This window comes from Undibacterium sp. TC9W, assembly GCF_049339865.1.
Taxonomy (GTDB): Bacteria; Pseudomonadota; Gammaproteobacteria; order Burkholderiales; family Burkholderiaceae_D; genus Undibacterium.
In genome coordinates, this window is sequence record NZ_JBMPPJ010000003.1 from 270,627 (window position 1) to 283,953 (window position 13,327).

Consider the following 13,327-nt stretch of genomic DNA (forward strand, 5'->3'; position numbering starts at 1 on the left):
AAACGCCGATTGTTGGGCTTGTAAATCGTAGCCCAACCTACAAACTGCTACCGTCCTTAGCATTTGCGACATGTCCAAAATTACGTTACGCTAAGCTCCTTCAAAGAAGCTTTTACCAAATGACCACCCGCAAACCACCCCTGCTCGCAGACCATCTGTGTTTCAACCTGTACTCCACGTCCTTGAAGATGACGCAGTTGTACAAGCCGCTGCTGGCTGAGTTGAATCTGACTTATCCGCAATACCTGGTCATGGTGGTGTTGTGGGAAGAAGAAGGCCTTGGGATACGCGATCTGGCTAACCGCCTGGGACAGGATTCTGGTTCTATCACGCCTGTGGTCAAACGGCTGGAGGCAGAGGGTTATCTGCGGCGTAACCGCGACCCAAAAGACGAGCGTAACCGGGTACTGACGCTGACGGACGAAGGTAATAAACTGCGCGCCGCCGGAGTACGTATCAGCCAGAAGATTGCCGCTGCCTGCGACCTGCAGTTGTCTGATTTCCAGCAACTCATGGCAGGCCTGAACAAGCTGAGTAGCCATCTCGATAGTTAAATTGAAAGCAAGCCGCAATAAAAATATTTAAAATTAACTTGCGCGCTAATTATTAGCGCGCTATTATTATCGGCATGGCAAAGCGCAAAAGACAGGAAATGCCATTCAAATACTTAGCGCGCTAACTAATTTATCTGTTTTTAAATTTTCTTTGAAAGCTCATCATGAAAAACATAAGCAAAACCGCATTGATCTTGTCTGTTGCCCTTTCCTCTGCTGCTGCCTTGCCGGGCCATGCATTGGCTGCCTCAGGCAATGACACCACGGTAGTCCTGGTCCACGGCGCCTTCGCCGATGGCTCAAGCTGGAACCAGGTTACGCCATTTCTGCAAGCGAAAGGCGTGAAAGTCGTCGCTGTGCAAAACCCCTTGTCTTCGTTGGCGGATGATGTCGCTGCCGTACAGCGTGTAGTTGATGCACAGACTGGCAAGGTAGTATTGGTAGGTCACTCTTGGGGTGGCGCGGTGATTACACAGGCTGGTGTCAGCGACAAGATCAAGGCGCTGGTGTATGTGGCCGCCTTTGCACCATCTGAAGGTGAAACACTGGGCGCGCTGGGTAAAGATTACCCTGTACCTCCAGGCATCGCGACCCTGAAACCTGATGCGAATGGTAATCTGGAATTATCACCGGAATCATTTGCGACCAACTTTGCGCAAGATGTGCCAAAAGAAAAAACGGCGGTGCTGGCCACTACCCAAGGCCTGTTGCCAGCCAAGGTGTTTGGCGAACCAGTGACATTCGCTGCATGGAAAAGCAAGCCAAATTATTACATCGTCGCCAGCAAGGACCGCATGATAGATCCAGGCTTGCAAGCGGCGTTTGCAAAAAAGATCAATGCCGTGACAACCACGCTGCCAACCAGCCATGTGCCGATGTTGTCCCAGCCTAAAGCGGTTGCAGAAGCGATTCTCGCTGCAGTCAAGAACTAGCGATTGCATAGAATTGCTGCGGGGGCCTTTGCCGTTATAAGCGGTATGGGCCTTTTTGCGTTCAGGCTGTCATGCCTGGCATTTGCCCGTTATCAGTACCAGTATTGCGGCTGATTGCGGCCAGATAGCGTTGTGCTTCTTCCCAGGTGATGGTGGTGTCGGTAGCGGCATCTGCATGAGGGCCTGCCGCTACCGCTGCCATTGCCTCTTCCTGTAAGCGCTTTTGCTCTTGCTGTTCTTTGTATTGTCTTAGCTGCTCATCTTTCTGGCGGCGTTGGGCATCTTCTATGGCATGAAGACGGTTTTGTCTCTCTATGAGGGCACGCAAGGCTGCACTGGCTTGCTCGCGCCTTTGTTTTTCCAGTTCCTTGCGTTGCCGTCTTTGCTCTGCCCGCTGGCGGGCGGCGCCTTCTATCAGTGATTCCTTGATTTCTGCCTGTGGCCTGATAGTCCCAGATACCTTGACTGGCGTTGCATTGGTGAGCGGTTTGGCCGCGGCCTGCAGAGTTTGTAGTAGCGCACGGACGCTGGCAGGGCGCTGGTCTGGCTGGATGGCAAAGCCGCTTTGCAAGACTTGCCATTGGGCGGCGTTCAGTGCGGCTGGCTGTATGGGTTGCTGCTGAGGGTGGCGATATTCGCCAAAAGGCATCGCCGCTTCCAGCATCTGGTAAATCATGACAGCAACGGCATACACATCCAGACCGGGGCTGTGCTGGTGGCTGCCAGCTTCTGGCGCGCGATAACCTGCGGTACCTGCATAGGGTGAACGCGATGGCGTCATGCTGGTAGAAATCAAGCCTGCCTGGGTATGGCTGCGCAAACGTGCCGAGATGCCGAAATCAAGTAGCTTGATATCACCTGCTGTGGTCAGCAAGAGGTTACTGGGTTTCAGATCACGGTGTACGAGTTTATGTTTGGCCCAGGCATAATCGAGTGCATCGGCCACGGGGCTGAGCATGTCCAGCACTTGCTTGAGGGTACAGCGGGTGTGCTTGATGAGGTAGTTTTCCAGATCGTGCCCGTCCAGATATTCCATGATGATGAAATAGCTGTTAGTGGCCGGGTCGCGTGCCCAGTCATATACCCTGACGATATGCTCGTGCGCGAGCCTGCGCACCAGCGAGGCTTCTTCCACCAGCAGGCGTGCATGCAGGGCACTCTGGGTTAGTTGTGACGGCAAGATCTTTAGCGCAACTGTCTCGCTGTGACCAAGCTCAGCCTGGGTTGCCAGGTCACTGGCCTGCCACACCTGGCCCATGCCACCCTGTCCCAGGAGTTTTTCCAGTCTATAGCGTTTGGAAACTCCACCGACTTCTTGCCCCGCCAGAAAACCCAGGTCAGTGCCTTGTGCAGTTTCTTGCGCGACTTTGCTGGAGTGTCTGGAAATAGCAGGGGCAAGCTCATTATCGAGAATAGCGTCTTTGCGTTGCTTGAATTCGTCTTCTGTGAGCAGGCGTTCATCCAGCAATGCGCGCAATTCACGGATTTTTTGTAGTGGCGTTTGCATTGTCAGGGGTTGCGTTCTTCAGATAGGTATAGGGCTAGGGGTATAAGGCTTAAGATCAATTTGTGCTGTGCTTGACTACATTCCTTAATGCTTATTTTCTGCCGGCCTGGCCCGACTGTGCTACACGGCTGCCGAGGTTTTGCGCCATGCTGAGATCTATCTCATGGCGTCTTTGCTGTTCAGCTTCTCTTTGCCCGCGTTCGTCCTGTATGCGCTCTTGCAACATCTTGACGGCCTGCTCCCAGCTCATGCCTTGCTGCGCACTGGCCAGGGCACTCATGGCATTGGCAGCATGTTCTGAGCTACCTGCCTGCATGGCGAGGATTTGTTCAGCCGTCAGGCTGGCTTGTGCCTGCACCTTGACGATCTCGGCCAGTGCAAGGGCATTGGCTGGATCGGCAGTGGCAATCTTGCCGGTTTCGCTGAAGTTGGCGATGGCATTCATGCGCTCTATGGCGATGCGGGCCAGCAGGGCATCATGCGCCTGTTCAGCCTGGCGCTGTTCACGCTCCAGACTGAGTCTGGCGAATTTGTCAGCGCGTTCGGCTTCTGCCTGTTGCAGTTCTTTTTTCCAGCGACGTTCATCTTCTTGCTGCCTGAGTTGCTGGCGCAGGGTTTCTACTTCTACCTCTGCCAGCCTGGCCTGATGCTGTTGCTGCTGTGTCTGCTGTTCAAACTGGGCGTGGGCTTTCAAGGTAGTCAGCAGTTTTTCATGCTGGACCATGGCATCAGCCTGACTGTCGTTGCGCTTGATGCCATTGATTTTTTCTTGTACCTGGCTGAGTTTGAATGCAGTATCCACATCGCTGATGCTGTCTTCACGTTGCAGTGCACGCGTGCGTTGCTGTTGCAGTTCCTCTTCCCAGGCCTGTATGCGCTGAAACTCTCTGGCTCTGGCTTCTGCTTCTATGCTGATCAGTATCAGGCGGCTTTTTTGTTCTTCATCTTCCAGTTCCTGCTCACGGCGCGCCAACTGGTTTTGCTTGTGGCGCAATAATTCTGTCTGGGCTTTTTGTTGTTCCTGATCTGCGGTCAGGCTGGCTTGCGCAAACTCGTGTTCGAGCTGGAATCTTTTTAACTGATGCTGGATTTTTTGCTGCATCAGTTGCGCAGCTTCCTTACCCTGCAACTGGGTGATTTCTGATTCTGAACGCATCTTGATACGTGCCATGGTGCGTATATGCAGCCACTGGTCTGCTTCGTTCTGGCGATGTTCGGATTTCTGCTTGAGACCGTGTTCCAGTTCTTTGATGGTCTCTGCGGCACCGCGTTCCAGCGCATGTTTGCGGGTTGTGGCATCGGCAATGCGGCCATACAATTCCAGCTCGCGGGCGCGTATGGTTTGCAGGCGCTCGTTTTCATCCTGGCGCAACTTGGCACGGCTCAGGCGTTTTTTTGCGTCCTCTGCCTGGCCTTGTATGTACAGCCAGCCCAGGTCTTTGCCAAATTGCTGGCGCATTTCTTCATGGCGGTAACGCAGGCGGATTTGCTCTTCCTGTCTGGCGATCTTTTGCCATTCACTATTGGTATAGAGTGCATCGATAAGTTTGCTTTGTTCCAGCTTGGCGCGCTGACCATCGATAACCAGATGCATGCTGCCTATTTTTTCACTGAGTTTTTCCCTGTCATCGGTCAGCTTGTCATGCCGCACTTCGCGGGTAACAGCTTGGGTCGCGACGAAACCATATTCCGCAATCGACAAATTCAGTGTCGAGAGCAAACGCTCATCGAGTTGCTGGCGCAGGTGGGCATTGTCTTGCAAGTCCCTTAAGGATTGTGCGCCCAGGAATTCAAGCGCAATCTGACGCACCATGGGTTCCAGCAATTGTTGCAATTGCTGGCAGGTGATGATGCCAGGCGCAGTCATGAAATGCTTGGCAAACGCAGATACGTCAGCAATCTTGACGCTGATGACAAATTTGGCCGCAATTGGTAGAAACTCTGCGGTATGCAGATCTTCAAAACTGAACAGCAGGGCAAAAGGGTTGAGGCGTGTCAGCAAGATTTCTGCTGCTTTGTCGGTCTGCAAACCCATGAGCTGGCTGCTGATGTCTTGCCCAATATAGTCGCCCGCCAGCAATTCGACAAGCTGGCCCTCTTGCAATATATAGGCACGCGCGCTGACCGGAATATGCAATTCTTGTTTTGTGATGCTGCTGAGTGGACGCACGCCAAAATACATGGCGACCTCATTCTCTTTTGGCAGCCAGCGATTGTGGCGCAATATCGTCTCGTGCCGTGGGCTGCTCAGCATGAAGCCACAATGCGTGCAATAAATTGCATCTTGTATATTGTGATGGTCGCACTGGGGACACTTGAGTTTGGAACTGGCAAAGATGCTGAACATGAGAACTCCTTCAATCGCTGCGCGGTGCTTGGGCGAGGGAACATCATGCACCTGAGCAAAAATGGTAGCACCGGGGGTAGATTTGAAAGACGGGAACAGAAGGGGGTTTTAGGGCCAGATCGTGATTTGTATGGAAAAAGCATGCTGTTTCCACACAGCCCCACTAAGTAAATGCCGCCAAGTCAACCTTCCTGCAAATTGGCCGGATTAACAAAAATTTTCAATGATATTGTCATTCAGGCCAGTTTCACTCAGTAGCACTATCGGGCATTTACCCTTCCCGGATAGGAATTTGACAATGGCACTGGAGGAAGCAACTTTAAGTCTGCATTAGTATCAAGCCTGTTTTCGAGCCTGTTTTCCTCGCCAGTAAGCATATCCCTGATCCAGAACCCATCCTGAAAATGAAATATCCTTGGCAATCCTTCAGGCATATTTGGTGGCGATGTCATCGGTCTTGTTTCAGGTTTGAGCAGGTATAGCAGGCCGCTCCCTGTCTTGACATCCAGGTCGCTGAGAATAATGGCATGCGGCAGTACTGCCATGACCTGCAGTTTGACTATACCCCTGACACTGGCACAAAACTCGATCTGCATGCCTGCGCGCAAAGCATAGGCCTGGTCTTTTTCCATCGCCATGCCATCCAGCAAAGTGCCATATCGAGATACGTCAGTGATTTCTGCGCCCATCCCTTTTCTGCGGATGATGGCATGGCTGGCGCTGATGCGGCGTGTCAGTCTGGCATTTTCTGCCGGGTTATTGGCATTGTGGCTAAGCTGGATATCGGCCTGTGCTTCTTCTTCCATGCGGCCAAGCACGTATTCTTCGAGGGCGAAGAGCCGGATATTATTGTATGGCTGATGATGACTGGTAGTCAGAATTGCGCACTTTGTTGCTGACTTGCTAGTTACCGGCTTGACTGCTGCTCCCCGGTCCGATGCTGACGTCGGCGCCGGTATTTGTTCAGGCCTGGGTGTGGCGGTTGATGCACCTGCATCTGCCGCAACTTCAATGAGCTCCTCATCCCAGGCTATTGTCCCCATGGCGATTTCATATTTGCCTGCAGGTGGCAGCATGTCTAGCTTCGCCACCGAGGCGTCCCTGGCATTGATTTCTATATTCATATTGCCCTGCGCGTAGCCGTGAGACTGGCCCAGCCCGCTGAGTGTGGCAATCGCCCCATCTTCTGCAATGACCCTGACATTTTTTTGCGCAGCCAGAAAAACGCTGTGTATTTCTGTCAGGCTGGCATCTGCACGCGGCACGAAGATGACGCTGGTGCACAGCCATTTGCGTCTGGCCATGGGTTCTTGCTCGTGCGACAAGCTGATTTCAATCGGGTATTGCCCGTGCTCCTTGTTTTTCGATGAAAAACTGATCAGCAAGGGTTGCCATAGTCCAGAGGCAGTACGCAATAGGCGTTGCCTGGTTGCGTCTGCGGCAATAAGCTCGCAACGTAATTGCACTTCGATGATGGTGACATTTGCCGGCAAGATGCCGCGTAATTCCAGCCTGAGGGTCTGGCGGCCACCGGCGGCACGCGGGTCATAGCCGCTAAAATGCACATGCATGCTGGCTGGTGCATGCGCATCTGTTTTTTTTGTCAGCTTGCCAGCAGATGCATGCAGTAATTCACGCCGCAAGGGATTAGCAGCTTGTGCATGACCCGCCGCACATGCAGACTCACCCTCTGCCACCCAGTGTGTGCAATAAGGATGATCAGGGCTGTGGCATTTTTTCATGATGTCTGGCAAGGGGGCAAATAGTGCATGAGTGCACGGGCGCAAGTGGGGTACAGGATTCGACATGCGCAGTCACGGCGATGATGCGACTATAAGGGCAGCAGTGCCAGATCAAATGCTGGAATACTGCTGCTTTTTACTGCCTGCTTGCTGGATGAAGATGGATGCCGCGTTGACCTGCACGGCCTGCTGCATTACCCTTGTTGTTTCGATATATGCCATTTCGCACTTTGCGGGATGACTGTGATCAACACGCTATCCCTGTCCTGGAAATTGCAATGAAAAAAATCGTCGTTAAATTTGGTGGCTCCAATCTGCGCCAGCCTGAAGATATCAACCGCGTTGTCAATGTCGTGCAAACTTACCAACAGCCGCTGGTGCTGGTGGTATCTGCCTTTTATGGCATTACCAATGCCCTCATCGCTTGCGTGCAAGCCGCAAGGGAAGGGGCAGGAACCGCAGCCGCCCTGGCCGAAAGCCGGGATTACACACAAAACCTGCGCGCCCTGAAAAAGCAGATACTGGAAGCCAATATCAGCGATGCCACCAACCGCGCACGTATAGAAAAAGCCTTGTCAGCACGCCTTGATCAGCTTGACCGTTATCTGACCGGCATACACTGCATAGGTGATGTGCCCACCTTCGTCAATGATGCCATTCTCAGCTACGGTGAACGTCTGTCCAGCCTGTTGCTGACCGAAGTCTTGCTCAGCCATGGCATACGCGCACGCGAAGCCTTGCCAGAAGACATAGGTCTGGTCACCGATGGCGTATTTGGCAATGCCGCCTGTGATTTTGATGCGAGCGCCCCGACTGTCTCGAAAGCCTTGCAAGGCAATGAAGTCATCGTCGTGCCGGGCTTTTATGGGGTAAATCGTGATGGCAAGGCGACCCTGTTTGGCCGCGGCGGCTCAGATTACTCAGCCGCATCCATCGCGTGCTGCATAGGTGCAGAATCACTGGATGTATGGAAGGACGTGGATGGTTTTCTCAGTGCCGACCCAGGTACAGTGAGCGCACCGCATACAATAACGCAATTGAATTATCTGGAAGCGGCAGAGCTGTCTTACTTCGGTGCCAAGATATTGCATCCGCGCACGGTAGAGCCTTTGTTCGACCAGAATATCCCTATCCGTATCTTGAACATCACTCGCCCTGAACGTGGTCTCTTGCCCTATACCGTCATCAATGCACAACGCAAGGTGACGCGTGATGTGGTGAAGAGCGTCACCTCGACAGAAGACGTGGCGATACTGAAACTGCATGGCCCTGGTGTAGGCTTCAAGCCCGGCATCCTGGCGCAGGTGACCAATACCCTGGATGCAAACGGCATCAATATCAAGAGCGTGCTGACGGCGCAGACTGCCATCAATATCCTGGTATCCCGTGATCATCTGGATGCTGGCTATGCGGCACTGGTAGAGCATCACCTGGCCGGTGTAGTGGAAGTGTCACGCAACGCGGATGTGGCGATTGTCGCAGTGGTTGGCGATGGCGTACTTGAAGCGTCTGACGTGGGCGGCGCAATCGCCAGCCGTGCCTTGTCGGCAGCGATTGCGGCTGGCGTACATGTCTGCCTCGCGGCTGCGGGTGCCAGCGAGGTGGCCGCATATATGCTGGTACAGCAAGAGGACAGGAAGCTGGCTTTGCAGGCGATACATGCGGAGTTTTTTGGCGGGTGATAGGTTGAGGCTCAGCAACTTCTGTTTTAATGAACGTCTGGTGTTTACCAGAAAAAATTTATGGTAATCAACAAAAGCCACTAGGCTCCAGCTTACGCTGGAGCGATGTGGCAGGGGCTAGTTGCTTTGCATGGGCCTTGAACTCTTGCTCTCAAAACGAGGACGATTTTGGTATTCCCCTAACTCTCAAAATCGTCGCTCCAACGCAGGCTGGAGCCCAGCGGCGCTTGTTGTCAAATAATTAAGTAACTCAATATGTGTGGCTTATGACATCCACGTTCAAAAATTGACTAATCTCATTTACCTGCTCTCGTCGCCTTCTCGACACATTTTGCTACAAAAAATCACTAGACGACTGGTCTAATTTGTTTTAGAATTCAAGCTATGAACACTCCGCGCACCGATGTCAGGCAACACATCCTGGATACAGCCAAGCCCATTATCCTGGGCAAGGGCTTTTCTGTGGTCGGCCTGAATGAGGTGTTGAAGGCGGCGGCAGTACCCAAGGGCTCGTTTTATCATTATTTCAAGTCCAAGGAATTATTTGGCGAAGCCTTGCTCGAAGATTATTTTGCCGGCTACCTGGCAGCAGTTGATGTGGTGTTGAAAAATCAGGATATACCGGCAGCCAAACGCCTCATGCGTTACTGGCAGGGTTGGTTACCGGAGCGCCCGGGTGAGGGCGTGCAGTGCCAGTGCCTGGCGACCAAACTCGGTGGCGAGGTGTCTGACTTGTCTGAAGCCATGCGAGTCACCTTGCAGCGTGGTACGGACAGTATCATTGCCAAGCTGGCCGATTGCATGCGTGAAGGTATCATCGACGGTTCGCTACCTGCAGACCTGGATGCTGATGCATGCGCACTGACCCTGTACCAGATGTGGCTGGGTGCAGGCTTGCTGACCAAGATGCGGCGTGACATGAGTGCGCTGGAGAGTGCCATGTTAGCCACCCGCAAGATGCTCAAGCTGTAAAGTTTTGAGCCTGAAACAAGAAACATATTCCTCTTAGCAAACAATAGTAATAAAACATTTATTCTTATAAGTTTTTTCTAGACGACCAGTCTAATTTTTATCTTGAAGTACCCTGGGTTGGCTACACATAGAGTTCTGGATTTGCTTACCCAATAAGTTTTTTCATAAGTTCGCCCTCAAGTTTTTTTGCTGCCCCAACACGCCCAATAAAGGAATTAAGAAATGTTATTCAATCCTCTGCAAACCGGTTCTGTATCCCTCGCTAACCGCATCCTGATGGCCCCGCTGACACGTGCACGTGCTGATGCTGGTCATATGCCCAACGCTCTGATGGCGGAATACTATAGTCAACGCGCCACCGCAGGCCTGATCGTGACTGAGTGCACGATGGTGGCTGAAAATACCTCCGCTTTTTATGCTGAACCAGGCATCTACAATGCAGAACAAATCGCTGCATGGAAAGTCGTGACTGACGCCGTGCACGCAAAGGGCGGCAAGATTTTCATGCAGATCTGGCACGCTGGCCGTGCTGCTGTTCCGGCATTCAACAATGGTGTTGAAAACGTCGGCCCTAGCGCTATCGCGATTGACAGCGAAGTGCATACACCAGACGGTAAAATCCCAAATGCAGTGCCACGCGAATTGCGTCTGGATGAAATTCCGGCCTTGGTTGCCGCTTATGCACAAGGCGCAAAAAATGCGATTGCTGCCGGCTTTGATGGCGTAGAAGTGCATGGTGCGAATGGCTACCTGATTGATCAGTTCCTGCGTGACAGTGCCAACAAGCGCACAGACAGCTATGGTGGCTCGATAGAAAACCGCGCACGCTTTTTGTTTGAAGTATTGACTGCAGTCAGTGCTGCAATTGGCGCTGATAAAGTTGGCCTGCGTCTGTCCCCAATTAACAGCTATAACAGCATGAAGGACAGCGACCCACTGGCCCTGATTTCTTATCTGACGACACGTCTGAATGAATTCAATCTGGCATATTTGCACCTGATGCGTTCTGACTTCTTCCAGGCACAGACTGGTGATGTAATGACCGTTGCACGCGCCAACTACAAAGGTGTGTTGATCGGCAATATGGGTTACAACGCTGAAGAAGCAGCGCAAGCGATCAGTAACGCCACACTGGATGCGGTAGCTTTTGGTACCAGTTTCCTGGCCAACCCTGACCTGCCTGCACGTATCAAGCAAGGTGCGGCTTTGAATGCACCTGATGCAGCGACTTTCTATACACCGGGTGCAAAAGGCTATACGGATTATCCTAGCCTGCAAGCTGCGTAATATGTAGCACATGCAAGTCCAGCACAAGTAATATGCGTGAAAGGCCAGCCAGTTCGGGCTGGCTTTTTTTTGTCTTGCCCTCAACAAGCAGAGGTGAAACAGTTTGTAAGAAGTTTCTTCAAGTCATCATATCGTAACTCTTTAGCCTTACATTTCTGCCAACGCCAACATGGTGGTGGCGCGGCATATCTGGTCAATCGTACTGGCCGAATTTTGAAATGAATACCGAGGACTACTTTGATGAAACATTTATCCCGATATACAGCTCGCTTGCTATGCGCGGCATTTGCAGGCATGAGCCTGAGCGCCTGCGGTGGTAGCAATGAAACTGATTTTCTGAATCCCGGCCTGTCCTGGCCACCATTGCCAACAGTTACCGGCCACCGTGGTGCATCTGCACTGCGCCCTGAACATACGCTGGCCTCTTATCAAAGAGCGATAGATGACGGTGCCGATATTGTTGAGCCTGACCTCGTAGCCACCAAGGATGGTGTATTGGTGGCCCGTCATGAAAATGACATCACCGGCACGACCAATGTATCGACTCTGCCGCAATTCGCTACCCGCAAAACTACCAAGACCATAGACGGTATACCTGTCACTGGCTGGTTCACGGAAGATTTTACGCTGGCGGAACTGAAGACCATACGCGCCAAGGAACGCATACCGGCAAACCGCCCTGCCAATACGACTTATGATGGTCAGTTTGAAATACCGACACTGCAAGAAGTGATAGACCTGGTCAAGCAGCAGGCAAAAGAAAAAAATCGCGTCATTGGCATTTACCCTGAAACCAAACACCCGACCTATTTCAAATCCATAGGCCTGCCGCTGGAAAAGCGCCTGGTTGATGTTTTGGTGGCGAATGGCTACAAGGGCAAAAATGCCGCGGTCTTCATCCAGTCTTTTGAAGTGGCGAACCTGAAAGAATTGCGTGGCATGACAGACATACGTCTGGTGCAATTGGTCGATAATCCACTGAACCCGCCAGTCAATGGCGTACCGCGCAATGCACCGTATGACTTCATCGCTGCTGGCAGCAACCGCACTTATGCCGACCTCGTCACACCAGCAGGTTTGAAAGAAATCGCGCAATATGCCGATGCAGTATCACCGTACAAGGAAGTCATCATCCCGCGTGATGCGAAAAATGAACTGGGCGCGGCGACCAGCTTTGTTGCTGATGCGCATGCTGCTGGCTTGAAAGTACATACCTGGACATTGCGCCCGGAAAATCCTTTCCTGCCACCTAGCATGCGTCTCGGTGACCCTGCCTCACTGACGCAGCGTGGTGACTCTATCGCTGAGATCACGGCTTATTTGAAAGCCGGTATCGATGGCTTCTTCACAGATGATCCAGCCGTTGGCCGTGCTGCGGTGACCGCGTTCAAGAAGTAAACTCCTTTAAAGTGTTAATGCCAATGCCTGGATATTGATCCAGGCATTTTTTTTTGCACATTCTTTCTTAGGCTTGCTTCAAGCGATGGGCAAAGAAAGCCAGCATTTCATTCCGCGCAGCGATGGTTGGCTGACCTGTCTCATCGATCAGGTGCGCGGTCACCACGCTATGCGGCGTTGTTACGTATCGTTTGAAGAAGGGAGCAGTATCCTGATTGGCAGCGCTGTCAGGCAATACCTTGCTGACGAAGCGCTCACCCAAGGCTTCTGAAAATGCCGCAAAGCGCTGGGCACGGCAAAATGCGTCGCCCGCAAAGCGATAAGCCATGACAGTCAGGCCTTCTGCTTCAAGACGCTGGCGTACAGCTTGCAAGTCGGCAGCATCTATACCTGTACCTGCCGGATCATCCATAGGCAAGGATGGCTGCGATACCACTGGCGCAAGTACGGCAGGCTCCAGCATCATCGATAAAGCAAAATTACCGGTAAAGCACATACCTATCGCCCCCACACCAGGGCCACCAGAATTTTCATGTGCAAGTCTTGCCAGCGCCCTCAGCCATAGCGTTACCGGGCTGGAGCCTTTACCTGCAAAGGCGCGGAACTCTGCACTGACGCAGGCTTTCTGAAATACAGCCGCTCCCTCTTCTGCTGATACCACGACGCCATCTCGCCCGAACAAAGAGGGCATATACACCGTAAAACCAGCATCACGCACCCAGCGCGCAAAGCGTGCCACATGCGGGCTGATGCCCGGCATCTCTGTCATGACGATAACGGCAGGCCCAGATCCTGCAACATAGACACGCTTGCTGACTTCATTAAGCGTGATCTCGCGTGCGCTGAAATCACTAAGTGGGTCATCGGCATGCATATCCTGTTTAGTGCTAAATGTGCTTACTGCAA

Annotated in this window: 10 protein-coding genes; 6 read left to right on the forward strand and 4 right to left on the reverse strand. The window is 52.4% G+C overall.

Annotation, left to right across the window (positions count from 1 at the left end; translation table 11 throughout):
- Positions 1–119 precede the first annotated feature (119 nt).
- Both ACO0LN_RS05335 and ACO0LN_RS05340 read left to right on the forward strand, forming a co-directional pair.
- On the forward strand, positions 120–554 hold the full coding sequence (locus ACO0LN_RS05335; protein ID WP_422971684.1) for a MarR family winged helix-turn-helix transcriptional regulator: 435 nt from the start codon (positions 120–122) through the stop codon (positions 552–554).
- Positions 555–718: 164 nt separating this feature from the next.
- Complete coding sequence (locus ACO0LN_RS05340; protein ID WP_422971686.1) at positions 719–1,486, forward strand: alpha/beta fold hydrolase; 768 nt, start codon at positions 719–721, stop codon at positions 1,484–1,486.
- A 61-nt stretch (positions 1,487–1,547) separates the two neighbouring features.
- On the opposite strand, the gene ACO0LN_RS05345 is transcribed toward ACO0LN_RS05340, so the two are convergent.
- From ACO0LN_RS05345 to ACO0LN_RS05355, 3 genes are all read right to left on the reverse strand, one after another.
- Complete coding sequence (locus ACO0LN_RS05345) at positions 1,548–2,993, reverse strand: serine/threonine-protein kinase (protein ID WP_422971688.1); 1,446 nt, start codon at positions 2,991–2,993, stop codon at positions 1,548–1,550.
- 91 nt (positions 2,994–3,084) lie between these two features.
- Positions 3,085–5,340, reverse strand: coding sequence for a hypothetical protein (locus ACO0LN_RS05350; protein ID WP_422971690.1), 2,256 nt, complete (start codon positions 5,338–5,340; stop codon positions 3,085–3,087).
- A gap of 260 nt (positions 5,341–5,600) precedes the next feature.
- On the reverse strand, positions 5,601–7,082 hold the full coding sequence (locus ACO0LN_RS05355) for an FHA domain-containing protein (protein WP_422971693.1): 1,482 nt from the start codon (positions 7,080–7,082) through the stop codon (positions 5,601–5,603).
- A 278-nt stretch (positions 7,083–7,360) separates the two neighbouring features.
- Between ACO0LN_RS05355 and ACO0LN_RS05360 the strand changes: the two genes are divergently transcribed.
- From ACO0LN_RS05360 to ACO0LN_RS05375, 4 genes are all read left to right on the forward strand, one after another.
- Entirely contained in the window at positions 7,361–8,764 is a 1,404-nt protein-coding gene (locus tag ACO0LN_RS05360) for an aspartate kinase (RefSeq protein WP_422971694.1), read from the forward strand.
- A gap of 384 nt (positions 8,765–9,148) precedes the next feature.
- A complete protein-coding gene (locus ACO0LN_RS05365) occupies positions 9,149–9,736 on the forward strand; it encodes a TetR/AcrR family transcriptional regulator (RefSeq protein ID WP_422952413.1) in 588 nt (195 codons plus the stop codon).
- Positions 9,737–9,958: 222 nt separating this feature from the next.
- Positions 9,959–11,023, forward strand: a complete 1,065-nt coding sequence (locus tag ACO0LN_RS05370; RefSeq protein WP_422971696.1) for an alkene reductase — start codon at positions 9,959–9,961, stop codon at positions 11,021–11,023.
- A 240-nt stretch (positions 11,024–11,263) separates the two neighbouring features.
- Positions 11,264–12,421 (forward strand): glycerophosphodiester phosphodiesterase, encoded by a 1,158-nt coding sequence (locus tag ACO0LN_RS05375; RefSeq protein ID WP_422971698.1) that lies wholly within the window; start codon positions 11,264–11,266, stop codon positions 12,419–12,421.
- A 67-nt stretch (positions 12,422–12,488) separates the two neighbouring features.
- Here ACO0LN_RS05375 and ACO0LN_RS05380 read toward each other — a convergent pair whose 3' ends face one another.
- A complete protein-coding gene (locus tag ACO0LN_RS05380) occupies positions 12,489–13,295 on the reverse strand; it encodes a dienelactone hydrolase family protein (protein WP_422971881.1) in 807 nt (268 codons plus the stop codon).
- Positions 13,296–13,327: the final 32 nt, after the last annotated feature.